Annotated in this window: 24 protein-coding genes; 23 read left to right on the forward strand and 1 reads right to left on the reverse strand. The window is 46.0% G+C overall.

Features of this window, described 5'->3' with window-relative positions; all coding sequences use genetic code 11:
• Positions 1 to 272 precede the first annotated feature (272 nt).
• On the forward strand, positions 273 to 944 hold the full coding sequence (locus H6A28_RS08580; RefSeq protein ID WP_204479809.1) for an MgtC/SapB family protein: 672 nt from the start codon (positions 273 to 275) through the stop codon (positions 942 to 944).
• Between the two features lie 67 nt (positions 945 to 1,011).
• Here the strand turns inward: H6A28_RS08580 and H6A28_RS08585 are convergent, their stop codons facing one another.
• On the reverse strand, positions 1,012 to 1,230 hold the full coding sequence (locus H6A28_RS08585) for a winged helix-turn-helix domain-containing protein (protein ID WP_204479820.1): 219 nt from the start codon (positions 1,228 to 1,230) through the stop codon (positions 1,012 to 1,014).
• A gap of 254 nt (positions 1,231 to 1,484) precedes the next feature.
• Here H6A28_RS08585 and map point away from each other — a divergent pair, with 254 nt between their 5' ends.
• The 22 genes from map to H6A28_RS08695 all read left to right on the forward strand — a co-directional run bounded on the left by map (position 1,485) and on the right by H6A28_RS08695 (position 22,285).
• Positions 1,485 to 2,339, forward strand: coding sequence for a type I methionyl aminopeptidase (gene map / locus H6A28_RS08590; RefSeq protein ID WP_204473826.1), 855 nt, complete (start codon positions 1,485 to 1,487; stop codon positions 2,337 to 2,339).
• 30 nt (positions 2,340 to 2,369) lie between these two features.
• A complete protein-coding gene (gene tsaD, locus H6A28_RS08595) occupies positions 2,370 to 3,392 on the forward strand; it encodes a tRNA (adenosine(37)-N6)-threonylcarbamoyltransferase complex transferase subunit TsaD (protein ID WP_204479811.1) in 1,023 nt (340 codons plus the stop codon).
• Between the two features lie 20 nt (positions 3,393 to 3,412).
• A complete protein-coding gene (locus H6A28_RS08600; RefSeq protein ID WP_204473812.1) occupies positions 3,413 to 3,913 on the forward strand; it encodes a CinA family protein in 501 nt (166 codons plus the stop codon).
• Positions 3,914 to 4,017: 104 nt separating this feature from the next.
• Positions 4,018 to 4,278 carry a 50S ribosomal protein L28 gene (gene rpmB / locus H6A28_RS08605; RefSeq protein ID WP_007558239.1) on the forward strand — a complete coding sequence of 87 codons (261 nt, stop codon included), beginning with the start codon at positions 4,018 to 4,020 and terminating at the stop codon, positions 4,276 to 4,278.
• A 19-nt stretch (positions 4,279 to 4,297) separates the two neighbouring features.
• Positions 4,298 to 4,486, forward strand: coding sequence for a 50S ribosomal protein L33 (rpmG, locus tag H6A28_RS08610; protein ID WP_005841291.1), 189 nt, complete (start codon positions 4,298 to 4,300; stop codon positions 4,484 to 4,486).
• A gap of 9 nt (positions 4,487 to 4,495) precedes the next feature.
• Positions 4,496 to 4,651, forward strand: a complete 156-nt coding sequence (locus H6A28_RS08615; RefSeq protein WP_008142311.1) for a DUF4295 domain-containing protein — start codon at positions 4,496 to 4,498, stop codon at positions 4,649 to 4,651.
• 126 nt (positions 4,652 to 4,777) lie between these two features.
• Positions 4,778 to 5,743, forward strand: coding sequence for a signal recognition particle-docking protein FtsY (gene ftsY / locus H6A28_RS08620; protein WP_204473810.1), 966 nt, complete (start codon positions 4,778 to 4,780; stop codon positions 5,741 to 5,743).
• Positions 5,740 to 7,041: a 30S ribosomal protein S12 methylthiotransferase RimO gene (gene rimO, locus H6A28_RS08625; protein ID WP_204473808.1), complete on the forward strand. Its 1,302-nt coding sequence runs from the start codon at positions 5,740 to 5,742 to the stop codon at positions 7,039 to 7,041. The genes ftsY and rimO overlap by 4 nt, the downstream gene beginning before the upstream one ends.
• A 4-nt stretch (positions 7,042 to 7,045) precedes the next feature.
• The gene (locus H6A28_RS08630) at positions 7,046 to 7,336 is read left to right on the forward strand and encodes an HU family DNA-binding protein (RefSeq protein ID WP_204473806.1); all 291 of its coding nucleotides are present in this window, start codon (positions 7,046 to 7,048) and stop codon (positions 7,334 to 7,336) included.
• Positions 7,329 to 8,456: an HU family DNA-binding protein gene (locus H6A28_RS08635; RefSeq protein WP_204473804.1), complete on the forward strand. Its 1,128-nt coding sequence runs from the start codon at positions 7,329 to 7,331 to the stop codon at positions 8,454 to 8,456. The genes H6A28_RS08630 and H6A28_RS08635 overlap by 8 nt, the downstream gene beginning before the upstream one ends.
• Before the next feature lie 206 nt (positions 8,457 to 8,662).
• Positions 8,663 to 9,658 carry an AAA family ATPase gene (locus tag H6A28_RS08640; protein ID WP_177866156.1) on the forward strand — a complete coding sequence of 332 codons (996 nt, stop codon included), beginning with the start codon at positions 8,663 to 8,665 and terminating at the stop codon, positions 9,656 to 9,658.
• A gap of 143 nt (positions 9,659 to 9,801) precedes the next feature.
• Positions 9,802 to 10,671 (forward strand): DUF58 domain-containing protein, encoded by an 870-nt coding sequence (locus tag H6A28_RS08645; RefSeq protein ID WP_022353711.1) that lies wholly within the window; start codon positions 9,802 to 9,804, stop codon positions 10,669 to 10,671.
• A 38-nt stretch (positions 10,672 to 10,709) separates the two neighbouring features.
• Complete coding sequence (locus H6A28_RS08650) at positions 10,710 to 11,783, forward strand: hypothetical protein (protein ID WP_204477245.1); 1,074 nt, start codon at positions 10,710 to 10,712, stop codon at positions 11,781 to 11,783.
• Positions 11,784 to 11,803: 20 nt separating this feature from the next.
• Positions 11,804 to 12,802 (forward strand): vWA domain-containing protein, encoded by a 999-nt coding sequence (locus H6A28_RS08655; RefSeq protein ID WP_204477247.1) that lies wholly within the window; start codon positions 11,804 to 11,806, stop codon positions 12,800 to 12,802.
• Between the two features lie 11 nt (positions 12,803 to 12,813).
• Positions 12,814 to 13,833, forward strand: a complete 1,020-nt coding sequence (locus H6A28_RS08660) for a VWA domain-containing protein (RefSeq protein ID WP_204479813.1) — start codon at positions 12,814 to 12,816, stop codon at positions 13,831 to 13,833.
• A gap of 8 nt (positions 13,834 to 13,841) precedes the next feature.
• Complete coding sequence (locus H6A28_RS08665; protein ID WP_239465314.1) at positions 13,842 to 14,540, forward strand: tetratricopeptide repeat protein; 699 nt, start codon at positions 13,842 to 13,844, stop codon at positions 14,538 to 14,540.
• Positions 14,541 to 14,586: 46 nt separating this feature from the next.
• The gene (locus tag H6A28_RS08670) at positions 14,587 to 16,404 is read left to right on the forward strand and encodes a BatD family protein (RefSeq protein WP_204479814.1); all 1,818 of its coding nucleotides are present in this window, start codon (positions 14,587 to 14,589) and stop codon (positions 16,402 to 16,404) included.
• A 24-nt stretch (positions 16,405 to 16,428) separates the two neighbouring features.
• Entirely contained in the window at positions 16,429 to 17,181 is a 753-nt protein-coding gene (locus tag H6A28_RS08675) for a tetratricopeptide repeat protein (RefSeq protein ID WP_204477253.1), read from the forward strand.
• A gap of 15 nt (positions 17,182 to 17,196) precedes the next feature.
• Positions 17,197 to 17,907: a phosphatase PAP2 family protein gene (locus H6A28_RS08680; protein WP_204477255.1), complete on the forward strand. Its 711-nt coding sequence runs from the start codon at positions 17,197 to 17,199 to the stop codon at positions 17,905 to 17,907.
• 117 nt (positions 17,908 to 18,024) lie between these two features.
• Positions 18,025 to 18,282 (forward strand): DNA-binding protein, encoded by a 258-nt coding sequence (locus tag H6A28_RS08685; RefSeq protein WP_072542634.1) that lies wholly within the window; start codon positions 18,025 to 18,027, stop codon positions 18,280 to 18,282.
• 97 nt (positions 18,283 to 18,379) lie between these two features.
• Positions 18,380 to 19,504 carry a universal stress protein gene (locus H6A28_RS08690; protein ID WP_204477257.1) on the forward strand — a complete coding sequence of 375 codons (1,125 nt, stop codon included), beginning with the start codon at positions 18,380 to 18,382 and terminating at the stop codon, positions 19,502 to 19,504.
• A gap of 972 nt (positions 19,505 to 20,476) precedes the next feature.
• Positions 20,477 to 22,285 (forward strand): reverse transcriptase/maturase family protein, encoded by a 1,809-nt coding sequence (locus tag H6A28_RS08695; protein WP_148329810.1) that lies wholly within the window; start codon positions 20,477 to 20,479, stop codon positions 22,283 to 22,285.
• Positions 22,286 to 22,569: the final 284 nt, after the last annotated feature.

The following is a 22,569-nucleotide window of genomic DNA, read 5'->3' on the forward strand; positions in this document are numbered from 1 at the left end:
GGAAACATGAAGCGTATTTCTATGTTTCGCATGGCGGAAACGTAGGTTTTTCCATTGGGAAACGTATGTTTTCGCGGGCAGGAACGTACGTTCCCCGAAAGCGAAACGTAGAAAATGGAAGGGTGGATGGCGGTATAGATAGGTAGGTTTTGAAGTTATGGATCTGATAGTCAGCTTGAAGGTGTTTACGGGTCCGATAAATGTGGGCTATTGAGGGAGACCTGTCAATTTTTTTTCGTATCTTTCGCAAGGAAGTTGATAACAGAATGTATATGAATATTTACGTGGATTTTTCTTTGAGATTGTTTGTGGCAGGCCTGATGGGGGTACTTATCGGTCTGGAACGAGAATACCGCGCAAAGGAGGCTGGTTACCGGACCCATTTCCTGGTGGCTTTGGGAAGCGCACTGATGATGATTGTATCGCAATACGGTTTTATGGATGTACTGGAAAAGGATCTGGTGCGGCTGGACCCGAGCCGGTTGGCGGCACAGGTGGTCAGCGGTATCGGTTTTATCGGAGCGGGTACCATTATTCTCTTGCAGAAGCAGGTGGTCCGTGGGTTGACCACGGCGGCAGGGGTGTGGGCCACCGCGGGCATCGGACTGGCCATCGGTGCGGGTATGTATCTGATTGGCATTCTGGCCACACTTCTGGCGCTGGCGGGCTTGGAGGTGCTCAGCTATTGCTTCAAGAGCGTGGGAATGCGGAATATGATTATTGAATTTACGGCAGGAAATCCGGAAGTTTTGAAGGCTGTGTCGGGCCGATTTAGTTCAGATGGCTTTCAGATTGCTTCTTATGAGATGAATAAAGTGTATGAGGATGGACGAGAGTTGTATCGTATCTCAATGGTGATACGGGCCAAACGGGCAAATGAAGAAGGATTGTTGCTCATGCTTTTGCATGATTTTCCGGATATTACGGTAAACCGAATCGTGTGATGCGATTAAAAAAGTGACAGAAAAGGCCATTGAATGTGCAAGTTGGTGGCATTCAATGGCCCTTTTGTCATCCGATATAGACGTTGACATGTAGGAATAAGCGGTCTTGTTTTTCGTCGATGTCGAAATCTATTTTGTCTTCGCGTGCCAGCCACCCGATTGCGGCATTTAAATCTCTGTCGGACAATCCGGATTCTTTTTTCAGTCTCTCGTATTCCCAGTGTGCGTTGTCGGAGAGCAGTTTCCAGATAATGCCGGCATTTGTTCCAATGTGAGCCTTGTCCATCATAGTTTTTGAATTTAAATTGTTTTATTTGTTTACTGTCACGGCGAAGATATAAATATTTTGTTGTTACAGCAAGTTTTTTAGTTGTCAAATTTATGTTATGTGTGGCATTTTGTGAACATTTTCGGGGGATTTGGGATAGTATTACAGAAATGTGACAACTCTTTCTCGGACGGGGAGGTATTTTTATTCTTCATACCGTATCCTATTCCATTTTTTTCTTATAACTTTGCGTCAAGTAAAAAACGAGAATTATGAGAAGACATAAAATAAACTGGAAAGTTCCTAAAGGAGCGGAGTTGACCGAATTGGACAAGAAGGTGCTGTACTATCAGGACAGAGGCCATTTGGTTCCTACTCGCCAGTTGATCAAGACTCCGGAGCAGATTGAAGGCATCCGTCGCAGTGGAGTCATCAATACAGGGGTGCTTGATTTGGTGGAAAAAGAAATCCATGCCGGAATGAGTACGGCGGATATAGACAAGATGGTGTACGAATATACCAAAGATCATGGCGCTATCCCGGCTTGCTTGGGCTATGAAGGTTTTCCAAAAAGCTGTTGCACGTCCATCAATGAGGTGGTGTGCCACGGTATCCCGAACGAGGAAGAAATCTTGGAAGAAGGCGATATCATCAATGTGGATTGTACGACCATTTTGGACGGGTATTATGCGGATGCTTCTCGTATGTTCATTATCGGAAAGACCACTCCACAGAAGGAAAAACTGGTACGTGTGGCCAAGGAATGCTTGGAAATCGGTATGGAGGCAGCCAAACCCTATAGCTTTGTGGGCGACATCGGCCATGCCATTGAAAAACATGCCAAGAAAAACGGTTTTTCGGTAGTACGCGACTTATGCGGACACGGAGTAGGACTGGAATTTCATGAGGAACCGGATGTAGAGCACTTCGGTAAGAAAGGTACCGGCATGCTGCTCGTACCAGGCATGGTATTTACTATCGAGCCGATGATCAACATGGGAACTTGGGAAGTGTTTATTGACGAAGAAGACGGTTGGACCGTAGTGACGGAAGATGAGCTTCCTTCTGCACAATGGGAACATACTTTCGTGATGACGGAACAAGGTCTTGAAATATTGACGCATTAATATTAATATATTAAGGTATAAAGACATTTTATGAGTACGATAATATTAGGAATTGAATCTTCTTGTGATGATACTTCGGCTGCGGTAATCAAAGACGGCTTTCTGCTGTCCAGTGTAATTGCCAGTCAGGCAGTACACGAAGCGTATGGGGGCGTAGTTCCCGAACTGGCTTCGCGGGCACATCAGCAGAACATAGTGCCGGTGGTGCATGAGACGTTGAAGCGGGCTGGGGTGACCAAGGAAGAGCTGAGTGCGGTGGCTTTTACCCGCGGACCGGGACTGATGGGTTCTTTGCTGGTAGGAGTATCATTTGCCAAAGGGTTTGCTCGTGCACTAGGTATTCCGATGGTGGAAGTGAACCATCTGCAAGGACATGTGATGGCTCATTTCATTAAGGAACCTGATGGCGAGAACGTGCAGCCGAGTTTACCTTTCATCTGTCTGTTGGTATCAGGTGGAAATTCACAGATTATCCGTGTGAATGCCTACAATGACATGGAGGTATTGGGACAGACTATCGATGATGCGGCAGGAGAGGCCATCGACAAATGTTCTAAGGTGATGGGACTGGGCTATCCGGGTGGACCGATTATTGACAAGCTGGCACGCCAGGGTAATCCGAATGCGTATACGTTCAGTAAACCGCATATTCCGGGATACAACTACAGTTTCAGCGGCTTGAAGACCTCTTTCTTGTATTCGCTTAAGGAATGGGTGAAAGAAGATCCGGATTTTGTGGAACACCACAAGACTGATTTGGCAGCTTCGCTGGAGAAAACCATCGTAGACATCCTGATGGACAAGCTTCGCAAGGTGGTGAAAGATACAGGCATCAAGGAAGTAGCTGTGGCCGGCGGGGTATCGGCCAACAACGGACTTCGCAATGCTTTTCGCGAACATGCCAAGAAGTATGGCTGGAACATCTTCATCCCGAAGTTTGGCTATACCACCGACAATGCGGCCATGATTGCTATTACAGGATATTATAAATTTTTGGACAAGGATTTTTGCACGATAGACAAGCCCGCTTATTCACGGGTAACCATTAAGTAACAATTTAGAAAAAAGAGATTATGTCAGTAGAAACCAAAACACTAAGTAAGGAGATAAGTGAAATCTTCTGGAGAGAAGGTTTTACATTGGCTACCGCTGAAAGCTGTACGGCAGGTAATGTGGCAGCCATTATAACTGCTATCCCAGGTAGTTCTCGTTTCTATAAAGGTGGAATTATCGCCTATTCAAATGAGGTGAAGGTGAATCACTTGCATGTGAATGCAGAAACATTGGAAAAATATGGGGCTGTAAGTGAAGAAACCGTGGTAGAAATGGTGAAAGGAGCCATTGAAGCTTTGAATACGGATTATGCTGTAGCCACATCAGGTATTGCAGGACCGGCTGGAGGTACTCCGGAAAAGCCTGTAGGTACTATTTGGGTGGCTGCCGGCTCGAAAGAAAAGGTGCTCACGGCTATGTTAAGCGAAGACGAAGGTCGTGAGAAAAATATTCAGGCTGCAACGGCCAAAACTCTTCAATTATTGCTGGATTTGTGTCAAAATCAAGAAAATGAGGAGTAAAAGTGCAATTTATTGGTGAAAGATTTGCTTATATAAAATAAAATCACTTACTTTGCACTCCGTTTGAGAGAACCATGGAATAAAACTATAAAAACTAGATAGAAATGTCGAAAATTTGTCAAATTACCGGAAAGAAAGCCTTGATAGGCAACAACGTTTCACACTCTAAGAGAAGAACAAAAAGAACTTTTGATGTGAACTTGTTTACTAAGAAATTCTACTATGTAGAACAGGATTGCTGGATTAGCCTGAATATCTGTGCTAACGGCTTGCGAGTTATTAACAAAAAAGGCCTGGATGCAGCGCTGAATGAAGCAGTGGCAAAAGGCTATTGTGATTGGAAAACTATCAAAATTATTGGTTAATTAAAAGGAGAGAAAGACTATGGCTAAGAAAGCTAAAGGAAACAGAGTACAGGTAATCCTTGAATGCACAGAAATGAAGGATAGTGGTATGCCGGGAACTTCTCGTTATATTACAACAAAGAACAGAAAAAATACCACTGAAAGATTGGAACTGAAAAAGTACAATCCTATTTTGAAAAGAGTAACAGTTCATAAAGAAATTAAATAATAACAGACCATGGCAAAGAAAACAGTCGCAACCCTTCAGACAGGTAAAGAAGGCCGTTCTTATACTAAGGTTATCAAAATGGTTAAGTCTCCGAAAACAGGTGCTTACGTTTTTGACGAACAGATGGTTCCTAACGATAAAGTTCAGGACTTCTTCAAGAAATAATTTAGCGAGTCAATTATAAAATGCTAAATAAAAGTTCCTTTCATTTCAATATGAAAGGAACTTTTTTTTGTGTGTAAACTATAATAGTTTTATCTTTGTGTCAGAAACTGATAAAAGTTATGTTGTATGGGATTTTTTAGTTTTTTCTCAAAGGAAAAAAAAGAGACGTTAGACAAAGGATTGTCTAAAACCAAAGAAAGTGTATTCAGCAAGATTGCACGTGCAGTAGCTGGAAAGTCGAAGGTAGACGACGAGGTGTTGGACAATCTGGAAGAGGTACTTATCACGTCTGATGTAGGAGTAGAAACTACGCTGAATATTATCAAGCGCATTGAAGCCAGGGTATCGAAAGATAAGTATGTCAATACCCAGGAACTGAATAATATTCTTCGGGAAGAAATCGCGGCACTGCTGATGGAAAACAATACGGTGGATACGGCAGATTTTGACGTGCCACAGGATAAGACACCGTATGTCATCATGGTAGTGGGTGTGAACGGAGTAGGAAAGACTACAACCATTGGAAAACTGGCTTATCAGTTCAAGAAAGCAGGAAAGAAAGTTTATTTGGGTGCAGCCGATACGTTCCGTGCAGCCGCTGTGGAGCAGCTGGACATTTGGGGTGAACGGGTAGGTGTGCCAGTGATTAAGCAGAAAATGGGAGCCGATCCGGCTTCGGTGGCTTTCGACACGCTGAGTTCGGCCAAGGCCAATAATGCGGATGTAGTCATTATTGATACGGCAGGCCGTCTGCACAATAAAATAGGCTTGATGAACGAGCTGACCAAAATCAAGAACGTGATGAAGAAGGTGGTTCCCGATGCACCGCATGAGGTATTGCTGGTGCTCGACGGTTCTACCGGACAGAATGCATTTGAACAAGCCAAGCAGTTTACGCTGGCCACGGAGGTAACGGCAATGGCCATTACCAAGCTTGACGGAACCGCCAAGGGTGGCGTGGTCATCGGCATTTCCGACCAGTTTAAGATTCCGGTAAAATACATCGGGCTGGGAGAAGGAATTGAAGATCTTCAGGTCTTCCGTCGCCGGGAATTCGTGGATTCGTTGTTTGGCTCAACCACAGAGAAATGAGAAAGAATACAATTGATATTATTACATTAGGGTGTTCAAAAAATCTGGTGGATTCTGAAAAGCTGATGAAACAGCTGGAAGCCAATGGATACAAAGTGACGCACGACAGTGCCCACCCTCAGGGAGAAATAGCCGTCATTAATACGTGCGGTTTTATTGGCGATGCCAAGGAAGAGTCCATCAACATGATACTGGAGTTCTGTCAGGCCAAGGAAGAAGGCCGGCTGAAGAAACTCTATGTGATGGGCTGTCTGTCAGAACGTTATCTGAAGGATTTGCAGATGGAGATTCCGCAGGTGGACAAGTTTTATGGGAAGTTCAACTGGAATGAGTTGCTGGCCGATTTGGGCAAGGCATATCATTCAGAATTTGCCATCGAACGTCATTTGACTACCCCTAAGCACTATGCCTACTTGAAGATTTCGGAAGGCTGCGACCGTAAGTGTGCGTATTGTGCCATTCCTATTATTACCGGAAAACATGTATCCCGTCCGATGGAAGAGATTCTGGACGAGGTGCGTCTGTTGGTGTCGGAAGGAGTGAAAGAATTCCAGGTCATTGCGCAAGAGTTGACTTATTACGGCGTGGATTTGTATAAGAAACAGATGTTGCCGGAGCTGATTGAGCAGATGGCGCATATTCCGGGTGTGGAATGGATTCGTCTGCATTATGCTTATCCAGCTCACTTCCCGGAAGACTTGTTCCGTGTGATGCGGGAAAATGACAACGTGTGCAAGTACATGGACATTGCCTTGCAGCACATCAGCGACAATATGCTGGAGAAAATGCGTCGTCATGTGACGAAGGAGGAGACGTATCGTCTGATTGAAAAGTTCCGTCAGGAGGTACCGGGTATTCATTTGCGTACTACACTGATGGTGGGGCATCCCGGAGAAACAGAGCAGGACTTTGAAGAACTGAAGGAGTTTGTGCGCAAGGCTCGTTTTGAACGTATGGGTGCATTTGCTTATTCGGAAGAGGAAGGAACCTATTCGGCCAAGCATTACAAGGATGAGATACCTCAGGAAGTAAAGTTGCAGCGTTTGGATGAACTGATGGCGTTGCAGCAGGAAATTTCGGCCGAACTGGCTCACCAGAAAATCGGACAGGAGTTCAAGGTTATCATCGACCGGAAAGAAGGCGACTATTACATCGGCCGTACGCAATTTGATTCACCGGAAGTAGATCCGGAAGTTTTGATTGAAGCGGGAGAACATCGCTTGAAGACCGGTACTTTCCACCGCGTGAAGGTGTATGATGCAGATGATTTTGATTTGTATGCAAGAATAGTAAAATAATCCAATGACAAACAAGGAATTCATAGAGGAACTTTCCCGCCGTGTGAACAGGCCGGGAAAGGAGACGGCTTCTTTGGTGGCTTCGTTTACCGAATGTATGTCGCAGGCTTTGCAGGATGACAAGACGGTCAGTCTGCAAGGGTTCGGCGCGTTTGAGGTGAAGAAGAAGATGGAACGTATCTCTGTGAATCCTGTGACTCGTCAACGTTTTTTAGTGCCTCCCAAATTGACGCTGGCCTTCAAGCCGAGCGCAGCTCTGAAAGAAAAGTTTAAAAACGTGTCCACTGATGAATGAGAAAATAACCTTACAAGAACTTGTGGAATTGTTTGCGCAGAAATGCCAGTTGAATGAGGCAGATGCGGAACTATTTGTGAAGGAGTTCCTCTCCTTGATTGAGGAAGCCTTGACACGCGACAAGTATGTAAAGGTGAAAGGGCTGGGCACGTTTAAGCTTATCAATATCGAGGCCCGGAAAAGCGTGGATGTAAACACGGGGGAAGCCATTGAAATCAAGGGACATACCCGTGTATCGTTCATCCCGGAAGCGGGGTTGCGAGACCTGATCAACAAACCTTTTGCACATTTCCAGTCGGTGCTGCTCAAAGATGAGGTGCATTTTGCTGACCTCCCGGAAGAAGGTGTACTGCCGGAGGGGGAAGAAGAAGAATCGGAATCTGATACAGATACGACAGAAACTGATGTGGTTTCTTCTTCCATCGAACAGCAGCCGGAGGCATCGTGTCCGGAAGTAGCGGCCACTCCGTCGGTGGAAGAGAAAGAAAAACCGGCGGAAGCAGCGGATACAGAAACGCTTGTGCAGGAAATGGACATTCCAGAAGCTGATGCGGCTGTACCGGAAAGAGAAACGGAACGACACATTCCGTGGTGTATGATTGCTTCAATTCTGTTGGTCGGTATCTTTATAGGAGGATTGATTACCTGGGCGTTGACTTCTGGACGGCGGTATGTACCGGAAGAAGTGGTGGAGTACCTGATGCGGCAGGAACAGCAGCAGAAAGTAGCTCCTGTCGTGCCAGATTCTTCCAAGGTGGCAGATACTTTGACGGTGAAAGTGGATTCATCCCAGATAGAGAGAGGGCAGCGTCCGGATACGGTAAAGCAAGAGCAGAAGGTGGTGACCGCAACTCCTGTCCAAACGGAAAAAAATGAAACGAAGGCCGTGGTACCAAAGCAGGAAACTTTGGCTGATACGGTGGAATACCAGATTACAGGTACGCAGACTTCTTACACACTCCGTCCCGGAGAAAGCTTGGTACGGGTGGCCTTGAAGTTCTATGGCAACAAGAAATTGTGGCCTTATTTGGTGAAGCATAATAAGTCTATCATCAAGAATCCGGACAATGTGCCGGTGGGTACTACTATCCAGATTCCACAACTGACTCCTAAAAAATAGAGAATGGCCTTGTTTCAATCGAAACAGGGCCTTTTTAATCTTCTTTAGTTCAATAAGCCTTAAAAGGGGAAAACAGTCTATATTTTTTTATCAAAATTTATTGTGCCTGTTAATGGAATGCCTTAATTTTGGGGTGTCCTTTTAGGCATAGGTATAGAAAGGGCTTTTTTTAATGAAAAAAATAGGAACTAAAATAGAAGAAAATTATGGCTGAAGCTATTGACATTCGTGAATTAAACGAACGTATCGAACGCCAGAGCGCATTCGTAACTAACCTGATGGAAGGAATGAATCAGGTAATCGTAGGTCAAAAACACCTCATCGAATCTTTGTTGATCGGGTTGCTTTCCGACGGACATATCCTGTTGGAAGGTGTGCCGGGTTTGGCAAAAACATTGGCGATTAAGACTCTTGCCTCATTGATAGACTCCAAATACAGTCGTGTGCAGTTTACTCCTGATTTGCTGCCGGCCGATATTATCGGTACCATGATTTACAGTCAGAAGGATGAACAGTTCATCGCCAACAAGGGACCTATTTTCGCCAATTTTGTATTGGCCGATGAAATTAACCGTGCCCCGGCGAAAGTGCAGAGTGCTTTGCTCGAGGCCATGCAGGAACGTCAGGTGACACTGGGCAAGCAGACGTTCGCTTTACCGAAACCTTTCTTGGTAATGGCTACACAGAACCCGATTGAACAGGAAGGTACCTATCCGCTGCCGGAAGCACAGGTGGACCGTTTCATGCTGAAGGTTATCATCGATTATCCGAAGTTAGAAGAGGAAAAGAAGATTGTCCGTCAGAACATTTCCGGCGAACGCGTGGAAATCCGTCCGATTCTGAAGGCTGAAGACATCATTGCAGCCCGCGAAGTGGTTCGCCAGGTATATCTCGATGAAAAAATTGAACAATATATTGCCGACATCGTGTTTGCTACTCGTTACCCGGAAAAATATGATTTGAAAGACCTGAAGGGCCTGATTGGCTTCGGTGGTTCTCCGCGTGCGTCTATCAACTTGGCATTGGCTGCCCGCAGCTATGCCTTCATCAAACGCCGTGGTTACGTGATTCCGGAAGATGTGCGTGCTGTGGCACATGATGTACTCCGTCACCGTATCGGATTGACTTACGAGGCAGAAGCGACCAATGTGACTTCCGACGAAATCGTCAGCAAGATTCTGAACAAGGTGGAAGTACCCTGATGCCCGCCGCCTGATATCGGGGCAGACGGGAAGGAGAGTGTTCCCGTCGGCATTTATCCGCAGCGGAAAAGCTGCATAGATTATAAACGATTCAACCGTGTTCCTCGGCCGATTCCGCAGGGGCACGGTCAAATACTAAAGGAATGGAGACAAGTGAACTTTTAAAGCGTGTCCGTCAGATTGAAATCAAGACGAGGGGACTTTCGAGCAATATTTTTGCCGGCCAGTATCATTCGGCCTTCAAGGGTCGGGGTATGGCGTTCTCCGAAGTCCGGGAATATCAGTTTGGGGACGACGTGCGCGATATAGACTGGAATGTGACCGCTCGCTTCGACAAACCATTCGTGAAAGTCTTTGAGGAGGAACGTGAACTGACGGTCATGCTGTTGGTGGATGTGTCTAACAGTCTGGATTTCGGTACCATCAAGCAGCTGAAGAAGGATATGGTGACGGAAATTGCCGCCACGCTTGCTTTTTCTGCCATCCAGAACAACGATAAGATTGGCGTGATTTTCTTTTCCGACCGGATTGAGAAATTCATCCCTCCTAAGAAAGGCCGCAAGCACATCTTGTATATTATCCGTGAGCTGCTTGATTTCAAGCCCGAAAGCCAGCGGACCAATTTGCAGTGTGCCATCGAGTACCTGACGAATGTGTTGAAGAAACGCTGTACGGCATTCATCCTCAGCGATTTTATCGACGACAGGGACTTCCAGAATGCATTGACCATTGCCAACCGGAAGCACGATGTGGTGGCGGTACAGGTGTACGACCGCCGACTGGAAGAGCTTCCCGATGTGGGCCTGATGCTGGTACGCGATGCGGAAACGGGTCATGAACAGTGGATTGACACTTCTTCCAAGGCGTTGCGGAATGCACATCACGCCTGGTGGAAGGAGAGACAGCAGAAGCTGAACGAAACCTTCACCCACAGCAATGTGGATTCTGTGTCTGTCCGTACGGATCAGGATTATGTGAAGGCGTTGTTGAATTTATTTGCGAAACGAAACTGACAGTTGACATGAGACATTTTTTATTATATTGTACGAAAATGATAAAGGCATGTTGTTGCGCACTGCTGATTTTGTGCGGTACGTCTGGTTTGAAAGCCCAGTCGGTGACGGTGGAAGCGACTATCGATTCTCTTCAGCTGCTGATTGGAGAACAGGCCAAGATTAAGTTGCAGGTCAGCATGGATGCCAACCAGAAACTGAGGTTGCCGCTGCTTCGTGACACACTGGTTAGGGGAGTGGAGATTTTGGATGTGGCTAAACCGGATACCCAATTGCTCAACGACAACAAGCGTTGGTTGATTTCACAGGAATATACGGTGACTTCATTCGACTCGGCTTTGTATTACCTGCCGCCGTTCGAAGTACTGGTCAATGACAAGGCCTACCGTTCCAAGGCGCTGGCCCTGAAGGTGTATTCCATTCCGGTGGATACGTTGCATCCCGACCAGTTCTTTGGCCCGAAGTCTATTCAGGAAGTACCTCTCACTTGGGATGACTTGGCACCACTGGTGTATTCCATCCTGTTGTTCATCGCATTGGGAGTGGTGACCGTCTTCTTTGTCATCCGCTATCGTGACAACAAGCCGATTATCAAGATTATCAAGATAGAACCGAAGTTGCCTCCTCATTTGGCTGCTATGAAGAAGATTGAGACCATCAAGGCCGACAAGACTGCCAAACGGGAGGATCCGAAGGCATATTACACGGAACTGACCGATGTGATTCGTGTATATATAAAGGAACGTTTTGGTTTCAATGCCATGGAAATGACTTCTTCGGAAATTATCGACCGACTGATGGAGGAGAAGGACAAGGATTCTATCCGTGATTTGAAAACCATGTTTGAAACGGCCGACCTGGTGAAGTTTGCCAAATATGCGCCATTGATGAATGAGAACGACATGAACTTGGTGAATGCCGTGGATTTCATCAATCAGACCAAGATAGAGGAAGATCCGAACGCCAAGAAGGAGCCGACAGAAATCAAGGTGGAGGAAAAACGTTCCAAACAGGGACGGATTGTACTGCTCTGCAGCATTGCCATTACGGGTATTGCCGCATTGATTGCTTTATATCTGTCTGTGCGTCACCTCATCGACCTCTTTTTTTAATTTTAAAATGAGTTGAGACTATGATTTTTGCGAATATAGAATATCTGTTCCTGCTGTTGCTGCTGATTCCGTATATCGTGTGGTACGTGATGCGCCGCAAAAAAACGGAACCGACCATGCAGGTATCCACCACACGGATGTACATGCAGGCTCCGCGCAGTTGGAAGGTGTATTTGCTGCATGCGCCGTTCGTGCTCCGTATCTTGACGTTTGTGATGATTGTGCTGGTGCTGGCACGCCCGCAGACTACGGATAACTGGCAGAACACGGAGATTGAAGGTATCGACATCATGCTGGCGGTCGACGTATCGACCAGTATGCTGGCAGAGGACTTGAAGCCGAACCGTATCGAGGCGGCCAAGCAGGTGGCAGCAGAGTTTATCAATGGACGTCCGAACGACAACATCGGTCTGACGATCTTTGCAGGAGAGGCTTTTACGCAGTGTCCGCTGACGGTCGACCACGGGGTGTTGCTGAACTTGTTCCAGAGTGTGGGCTGTGATATGGTGCAGCGCGGAATGATTGAAGATGGTACGGCACTGGGTATGGGACTGGCTAACGCAGTGAGCCGTCTGAAAGACAGCAAGGCCAAGTCGAAGGTGATTATCCTGCTGACGGATGGTGTGAACAACCGGGGAGACATCTCTCCGCTGACGGCGGCCGAGATTGCCAAGCAGTTTGGCATCCGCGTGTACACCATCGGTGTAGGAACCAACGGAACGGCACCTTATCCGATGCAGACTTATGCGGGTGTGCAGTATGTGCAGATGCCGGTAGAAATCGACGAACAGACCATGAGTCAGATTGCGGGTACTACTAACGGAAACTATTTCCGGGCCACCAGCAATACCAAGCTGAAAGAAGTATACCGCGAGATTGACAAACTGGAAAAAACGAAACTGAACGTGAAGGAATTCAGCAAGCGCGAGGAGGCTTATCAGGTGTTTGCCCTGATTGCGTTCCTGAGCATCCTGCTTGAAATCCTGTTGCGGAATACAGTATTAAAGAAAATACCTTAAAAGAAGAAGCCATGTTTCGATTTGGAGAACCTCAATATTTATATTTACTGATTGTGCTGCCCTTGCTGGCTGTGTTCTATTTTTATACGAACTACCGCCTCCGCAAGCGTTTGCGCGAATACGGTAGTCCGGAACTGCTGGCACACTTGATGCCGGATGTGTCCAAATACCGTCCCGATGTCAAGTTCTGGCTGACTTTTGCCGCACTGGCCATGGTGATTTTCATGCTGGCCCGTCCGCAGTTCGGTTCTAAGATGGAGACGGTGAAACGGCAAGGTGTGGAAACCGTGGTGGCACTGGATATTTCAAACTCCATGTTGGCAGAGGATGTCACTCCCAGCCGTCTGGAGAAGTCGAAGAAACTGATTTCCCGTCTGGTGGAAACCTTCAACAACGACAAGGTGGCCATGATTGTGTTTGCGGGTCAGGCCTTTACACAGCTCCCGATTACGAGCGATTATGTATCGGCCAAGATGTTCTTGGAAACCATCTCCCCGTCGTTGATAACCACGCAGGGTACGGATATCGGCGGGGCCATCGACCTGGCCATGAAAAGTTTCACGCCGAATGAAGGCGTAGGAAGAGCCATCGTGCTGATTACGGATGGAGAAAACCACGAGGGAGGAGCGATAGAAGCTGCACAGGCAGCCGCCAAGAAAGGAATCCGCGTGTTTGTGTTGGGTGTTGGTTCACCCGACGGTTCACCCATTCCGATGGAAGGCAGCAACGAGTTCCGCCGCGACAAGGACGGCAACGTGATTGTGACCCGTTTGAACGAACAGATGTGTCAGGAAATCGCCAAGGCGGGAAACGGCATTTATGTGCGGGTGGACAACACCAACAATGCGGAGAGAGCCTTGAACGCGGAAATCAACAAACTGGCAAAGGCGGACGTGGAGACGCAGGTCTTTACGGAATTCGACGAGCAGTTCCAGGTACTGGCCTGGTTGGCTATCTTGTTGTTGGCTGCCGACCTGATGATTCTGAACCGCAAGAATCCGCTTTTCAAGAATGTGAAACTCTTTAAATGAAATTGGAGATGAAAGTGAAAGGATATATGCTGTGTATGTGCCTGGCCATGACTGCTGTGGCGGGTTACGCACAGAAAACAGACCGTGATTATCTGCGGAGCGGCAACAAACTCTACAAGGACAGTTTGTTTGTCAAGGCAGAAGTGGACTACCGGAAGGCACTGGAACTGAATCCCAAGTCGGCCGATGCCATGTACAACCTAGGCAATGCGTTGCTGATGCAGCAGAAGGGGAAGGAGGCCATGGAACAGTTTACCGCCGCTTCGAAGGTTGAAAAGGACAAGATGAAGCTGGCGCAGATTTACCATAACATGGGCGTTATCTTGCAGTCGTCCAAACAGTTGCCGCAGTGTATCGAAGCCTATAAGGAATCCCTGCGCAACAATCCGAAGGACAATGAAACCCGCTACAATCTGGCACTGGCGCAGAAGCAGTTGAAAGACCAGCAGCAGAACCAGCAGAATCAGGACCAAAAACAGAACAAGCAGGATCAGAAGCAGGACGACAAGCAGCAGAACAAAGACCAGCAAGACCAAAACAAGAAGGACCAGCAGAATCCGCAGCAACCGCAGCAAAATCAGAACCAGATGTCGAAAGAGAATGCCGAACAGTTGCTCAACGCCGCTATGCAGGACGAAAAGAACGTGCAGGACAAGGTGAAGAAGCAGATTCAGGTGCGGGGCCGCAAGCTGGAGAAAGACTGGTAAGCCAGCAGAGATGAAGAACAAACGAATAATTATAAATTAAAGAAGAATGCGAAAGATAATATTCTTACTTTTTACGATACTTGCCGTAGGACAGGTGAAGGCCGACAACGTACGGTTTGTGGCGGAAGCTGCCGACGTGGTGGTCAGTGGTGACCAGGTACGTCTGGTGTTCACGGTCAATTCGCAAGATATCAAGGATTTCCGGGCTCCATCCATCAAGGGATTCGATGTGCTGATGGGACCGAGCCGTTCTCAGCAGAGCAGTATTCAGATTATCAATGGAAAACGTACGTCGAGCAGTTCGACGGCGTTTACCTATATTCTGATGGCTGGAAATCCAGGTACGTATACCATTCCGTCGGCCAGTGTAGAGGTCGATGGCAAGAAGGTGTTTTCCAATACCTTGACTATTAAAGTGCTTCCACAGGATCAGGCTTCAAAAGGTGGAAATAGCGGAGGGGGTAGTTCTTCTCGGAGTCAGGTGGCAGGAAGCCGGATTACGTCTAATGATTTGTTTATCACGGCTACAGCTAGCAAGACGACCGTACACGAACAGGAAGCCATTCTGTTGACTTACAAAGTATATACAGTGGTGAACCTTCGCCAGTTGTATGGTAAGATGCCCGATTTGAAGGGTTTCCATACTCAGGAAGTGGAATTGCCGCAGCAGAAGACTTTCACGCTGGAGCATTATAAGGGACGGAATTACAATACGACGGTGTGGAGCCAGTATGTACTGTTCCCGCAGCAGACCGGCAAACTGGAGATTCCTTCCATCACGTTCGATGGGGTGATTGCCCAGCAGACAGCTTCCGAAGACCCGTTTGACGCGTTCTTCAATGGCGTAGGATATGTAGAGGTGAAAAAGAAAATCACTACCCCCAAGCTGGTCATTAACGTGCAGCCGCTTCCGGCCAAACCTGCCGGATTCTCGGGTGCGGTGGGTGACTTCAAGCTGGCTTCGTCTATCAACGCTACCGACGTGAAGACCAACGATGCCGTAACCATCAAGCTGACCCTGACGGGTACGGGCAACATGAAACTGATTAGCACACCCGACATCAAGTTCCCGCAGGATTTTGAGGTGTATGATCCGAAAGTGACCGACAACTACAAGCTGACCAGCAGCGGACTGACAGGTACAAAAACCTTTGAATATCTGGCTATTCCGCGCCATGCCGGTAACTTTACCGTTCCGGCAGTGGAATTCACCTACTTCGACCTGAAGAGCAACAGTTACAAGACGCTTAAGACAGAGTCCTATGACTTGAAAGTAGCAAAGGGACAAGGCAATGCCGATCAAGTGATTGCGGATTTCACCAACAAGGAGAATGTGAAGATGCTGGGCAAGGATGTCCGCTTCATTAAGTTGGGTAATACGACCCTCCGTCCGAAAGGTGAATTCTTCTTCGGCACTGTAGGCTATTACTTGTGCTATCTAATTCCGTTGCTGCTGTTCATCGTCTTTGCGGTAATTTATCGCCAGAAGGCTCTCGACAATGCCAACGTGGCCAAGATGAAGACCAAGAAGGCCAACAAGGTAGCTACCCGCCGTATGAAACTGGCCGGCAAGCTGTTGGCTGAAAATAAGAAGAATGAGTTCTACGATGAAGTGCTGAAGGCGTTGTGGGGATACATCAGCGACAAGCTCAGTATTCCGGCGTCACAGCTTTCAAAAGACAACATCGAAGCTGAACTGACCAATTACGGCGTAGAGGAGGCTTTGATTGCCGAGTTCATTGGGGTGCTCAATGAATGTGAATACGCACGCTATGCGCCGGGTGACGAGAACGAGGCCATGGACAAGGTTTATTCCGCTTCCGTGGAAGTGATCAGCAAAATGGAAAACAGTATCAAACATTAAAAACGGATAGGAGAGCAACTAAATATGAAGAAATTGTCTTTACTATTGATTGGACTGATTGGGTGCATCCAGTTTGCGATGGCAGCTCCTACGAAGGCAGAAGCTGACCAGGCATATCAGAAGGAGAAGTTCAGTGAAGCCGTTGGTATGTACGAGCAAATCTTGCAGACGCAGGGCGAGTCGGCCGATATCTATTATAATCTGGGTAATGCCTACTTCAAGATGAAGAACACGCCCAAGGCAGTGCTCAACTACGAGCGGGCACTTTTGCTGAGCCCGGGAGATGCCGATATCCGCTTTAACCTGGATATGGCTCGGAGCAAGACGGTGGATAACATCACGCCGACAGCTGAGGTGTTCATCGTCACTTGGTATAAGTCGCTGGTCAACCTGATGAGCGAGAAAAGCTGGGGTTATGTGGGAATTTTCTCCTTCATTCTTTTGCTGATTGGAGTTTCTTTCTATATCTTCGGCAATCGTCTTTGGATTAAGAAGACCGGATTCATCGGAGGAGTGGTGTTCTTGGTGGTAACAATCTTGGCCAATGTCTTTGCCAGCGAGCAGAAAGCTGAACTTGTAAACCGGACAGGTGCCATTGTGATGGAACCGACCATCAATGTCAAGAGTACGCCGAATGAAAGCGGTACCGACCTCTTTGTGCTTCACGAAGGAACGAAAGTCTTCATTGAAGATAATTCCATGAAGGGCTGGAAAGAAATCCGCCTGGAAGACGGCAACAAAGGTTGGGTGAAGACGGAAGCAATAGAAATCATTTAATTCAATTATTGAAAGATGGCAGGCATACAGCAACTCATAGAGGCCGACAAGGCACTGTTGCTTTCGTGGAACGGAAGCAACTCTCTGTTTTGGGACGGATTCATGTGGACGGTGACCGATACCCGCACATGGATTGCGGCCATGGTGGTGTTGCTGTATGTCATTTTCAAGAACAACCGGATTCAGCAGGGCATTGTCATCACGCTGATGATTGGACTCTGTGTGCTGGTGGCCGATCAGCTGGCTTCCGGACTCTGTAAGCCTTATTTCATGCGTTTCCGGCCCACGCAAGATCCGGAACTGATGTATATGGTGCAGACGGTCAACGGTTACCGGGGCGGCTTGTACGGCTTTATTTCCAGTCATGCAGCCAATACCTTTGCCGTGGCCATGTTCGTGTCATTGCTGGTGCGTTACCTGCCTTTTACGTGCATGATGTTCCTTTGGGCATTGATACCTTCTTATTCTCGCATTTATTTGGGAGTGCATTATCCTGGTGATATTTTGTGCGGAGCCTTGGTCGGATTGGCTGTCGGTGGGCTATTGTATTTGCTGTATGCTTATATTTGCCGGCGCTTTTTCGATAGTCCGCAATACATTTCTACCCAGTATACTCGTAGCGGATATACGATAGACGATGTATCTATGCTTCATGCCATACTTATTTTGACTTATCTTTATGCGGTCATTAAGGGGATGATGGTGGCAAAAAGTCTGCATTTTTAATCTGAAAGAAAGATATTTTCAAAAAAAACAAATTGAAAGTTTGCGCTGTCACAATCTTTTGCTATATTTAAATCGATAATAAAAAAACAATTTGTCTAACACTTAATTTTGACTACTATGAACAGAACAATAACTTTTAACGAACTCCGTAAAATCAAAGACTCATTGCCCTCAGGCAGTATGCATCGTATTGCCGATGAACTGAACCTCAGTGTGGAAACGGTGCGCAATTTCTTTGGAGGACACAATTTCAAGGACGGAAAGAGCGTGGGTATTCATTTGGAGCCGGGGCCTGACGGCGGATTGGTGATGCTGGATGATACGACGGTACTCGATAAGGCGATAGCCATTCTGAAAGAAGAACAACGCGCTTAAGAAAGAAATAAGATAAGGGCTGTAACAAGGAGTGGGAGAGTGTCCGTTCCGGTTGCAGCCCTTGTTGTTCAGATATTAACCTTAAAATGCAGAAGCCATGGAAGAAAAACTTGTAACACTGGCCATTCTTACTTATTCTAAAGCCCAGATTCTTAAGAATGTGCTTGAAAATGAAGGAATTGAGGCATGCATCCACAATGTCAATCTGATTCAACCCGTCATTTCTTCAGGGGTGAGAATCCGTATTCGAGAAAGCGATTTGCCCAGGGCATTGAAAATCATTGAAAGTTCTGCATGGTTGGCCGATGATGTGATTAATGAGGAAAAACCAAAAGAAAATCACAGCAAGCAAATTCTGGTGCCGGTAGACTTTTCTGACTATTCAATGGCGGCGTGTGAGTTTGGTTTCAACTTTGCGTCCAAGATTCAGGCCGAAGTGGTATTGATGCATGTGTATTTCAGTCCGGTGTATATGCCGAGTTTACAATATGCTACGGAGAGTTACGGGCTGCCTATGGAACATGAACTGGGTATCAAGAGTATGCTCGACAATATTCACGAGCAGCTGAACAAGCTCACCGGCAGTATTAAGGACCGTATCGCGAAAGGAGAGTTGCCCGACGTGAAATATACTTGTGTGCTGAAGGAAGGGGTGCCAGAGGAGGAAATCTTGCACTATGCACGCGAAGAAAGGCCACTTATCATCATTATGGGAACGCGTGGAAAGGGAGAAAAGGAAATGGATCTGATAGGTAGTGTGACAGCGGAAATCATTGACCGTAGTCCGGTATTTGTATATGCTATTCCCAAAAATGCCGTGAAAAAGAATTTCGATGACATTCGCAAGATTGCTTTCTTTACCAGTTTTGACCAGCGCGACTTGATTGCCTTTGATTCTTTGGTGACCACTTTCAAGGATTATCATTTTGAAGTGTCGTTCATTCATTTGAGTGATAATGCGCAGAAACGTACATGGAACGAAATCAAGTTGGTAGGCATTCAGGAATATTTTAAGAAACAGTATCCTCAATTGACCATTGATTATGATATGCTGGGCGGAGAAAGTCTGCTGAGTAACCTCGATAATTATGTGAAGGAAAAAGGTATCGATGTGCTGTGTCTGTCCAATTACAAGCGGAATATCTTTGCCCGTCTGTTCAATCCGAGTATTGCCCGGCGGATGATTTTCCATTCCAATACACCGATTCTGGTAATCAAATAAACTGATTCTTTTTAAATTTAGGTAGGGCTGGATTCTTTTTTAGAATCTGGCCCTTGATTTGTTTGTTCGCTCCAATGGTTTATATTCTTCTTTCGTTTTAAATTTTATTGATATTAAATTTGTCGCCGTGCTTTTAGAATTTTCCGTTTTCCCTAATAGGAGGTATATCTATTTTTATAATTAAACATAATTTAGATTATATTTATTTTGTGTTTGTATAAAAACGCAAGTACATTTCGAGGAAAACGCACTTACGTTTGAACTAAAACGCTTCGACGTTTAAGATAAAACGCAAGTGCGTTTGGATGGAAACGTCTTTGCGTTTAAGATGAAACGTAAGTGCGTTTTGAGCGGCCGATTCTTCAAGTGTTCTTTTTGTTCAAGCCGGCTCAAATTTATGCTTGTGCGCCCAGATTGGTCGCTTGATAAATACTTCTGTAGCAAGAAGTTAGGATTGGGTTCAATATAATCCTATCGTCAATCAGCTTATCCGACGGGGAAACCTAACGGGGAGTGTAGCATGCTGATTAAAGCCCTGAGTCTACTAATAGCCAAGTAGCGACTGAAGGGCAAGACGAAACGACATATACAAGGATGAAGCCTTGATTGGTTGAACGATAGTTCGGTGGTACCACATCTTGCAATAGCGGAAGGCTTTTATATACGCTATTTCATAGTACTCTGGCTATTTTGTGCGTTAGTTCAGAGCATTAAGAACCGACTATGACACAGCCGCAATAAGCGGACAAGAACGAAAGTCGCATCCGACAATATGTCACGCTAATAGTTATCAAGTGAAACTAACTGGGGATTGCCTAAGTCAGAACGCCTCAAAGGCTATGAGAGCTGGTCTCTGAATATCTGATATGGCAACGGAGTTCCCATAGTAGTCCGAGCAAGTTAACGGCTTGTACATGGCGAAGGGGAACAGTCCATAACTTTAGTACAAACAAAGGAAAACGTGAGAGACGTATGAGAAATCCCGAGCAAGTATTAAACATTTTAGCTGAACACAGCAACGAGTCAGGTTACAAATACGAACGACTCTATCGTATTCTGTTCAATGAGCAGATGTTCTTAGTCGCATATCAGCGCATTCATGCAAAACCAGGCAATATGACACCCGGTACTGATGGACAGACGGAGGACGGCATGAGCATTGACAAGATACACGCATTAATAGACAGTCTCAAAAGCGAAGTCTATAGGCCTAAACCGGCAAAGAGGGTTTACATACCGAAGAAGAGCGGAAAGTTACGTCCGCTCGGTATCCCTACGTTTGCAGATAAATTAGTGCAAGAGGTAGTGAGAATGGTTCTCGAAGCCATATACGAAGGATATTTTGAACGGACTTCACATGGTTTCAGACCCCACAAAAGCTGCCACACGGCACTTAAGAGTCTACAGAATAATTTCAACGGAACAAAGTGGTTCATTGAGGGAGACATAAAAGGTTTCTTTGACAATATCAACCATGGCGTGATGATAGAAATTCTGAGGGAACGCATATCTGACGAACGTTTCCTTCGGTTAATACGTAAATTTCTCAACGCTGGATATTTGGAAGAATGGCACTTCAATAGAACTTATTCGGGTACGCCTCAAGGTGGAATTATCAGTCCAATACTGGCTAATATCTACCTGGACAAGTTCGATAAGTATATGAAGAAGTATGCACAAGATTTCCATAAGGGTAAAGTTAGACACCGCAACAAGGATATCGGCAGACTGAACAATCGAGTTCACTATCTAAAGAAGAGAATGAAGGAGGTGACGGACGTTGATAAATTGGAAGCAATGCGGGAGGAAGTTCGTAATAAGCAACAGCAAATACTGACTATGCCGAGCGGTAACGATATGGATGAGAATTTCCGTAGATTGAATTATGTACGCTACGCTGATGATTTCCTTATAGGGGTCATTGGAAATAAAGCAGAGTGCGAGAAAATCAAGGCGGATGTCACACAATTTATGCAAAAGAAGCTAAAATTGGAAATGTCACAAGAAAAGACCTTGATAACCAACGCACAAGACAGTGCAAAATTTCTCGGCTATGAAATATCAGTCCGTAAAGATTACACAACGCAGAAAAATGCAAGAGGAGAAACTCGTAGACATCGTAATGGTAATGTGATACTACACGTATCACGAGAAGTAATAAAGAAGAAGTTGCTGAGTCTTGAAGCCATGAATGTGAAAACACAAAATGGCAAAGAAGTGTGGAGGTCTAAAGGTAGAACATACCTGATAGACAATGAGCCACAAGACATAGTAGCACGTTTCAACACAGAAATCAGAGGATTCTACAACTACTACTCCATTGCAAACAATGCATCGGCACTTGGACGTTCATTTGGATGTATCATGAGGTTCAGTATGCTAAAGACATTTGCGCAAAAACTTAACAGTTCCGTCAGAACCATAACAGACAAGTATCGTGAAGATGATAAATTTGTGGTGTGGTATACGGACAAGAAAGGCGAACGCAAACCAAGGGTGTTTTACAATGAGGGCTTCAAGCGTATTACCGACTTGGGAACTCAAAAATGTGATAACTTGCCCTACTTGTTCAACACTCCATCTATGAGTCTGGTCGAAAGACTGACTGCAAATAAGTGTGAGTTGTGCGGAAAAGAAGGAAATGTTGTGTCACACCACGTCAGGAAACTCTCAGATTTAAGAGGCAAAACCGAATGGGAACGTAAAATGCTCAAAATGCATAGAAAATCTTTAATCGTCTGTGCAGAATGTCATAACATGATTCATGCGGAGAATAGCTAAAATGCCGTTATGGGCGGAGAGCCGTATACATGGAGACGTGTACGTACGGTTCGGAGGCAGGCTGTCGGAAACCTACCACCGTAAGGTGGCATGGCGCCGACAGCCGAGCCTACAATCAACGAATCGCTCAGGCTTTTTTTACGTTGATCCGTTTTTAGTAAGCATTCGGACAAATGCCCCTTTTACACTTTGAGGTTTGATTGTAGCTTTGCGGCAGCGAATACAATTAAACCTCAATTATTATGAATAGACTGGAATTTGAAGAATTGGAATTGCAGGTACAA

It is taken from the genome of Bacteroides mediterraneensis (genome assembly GCF_016900355.1).
Classification (GTDB): domain Bacteria; phylum Bacteroidota; class Bacteroidia; order Bacteroidales; family Bacteroidaceae; genus Phocaeicola.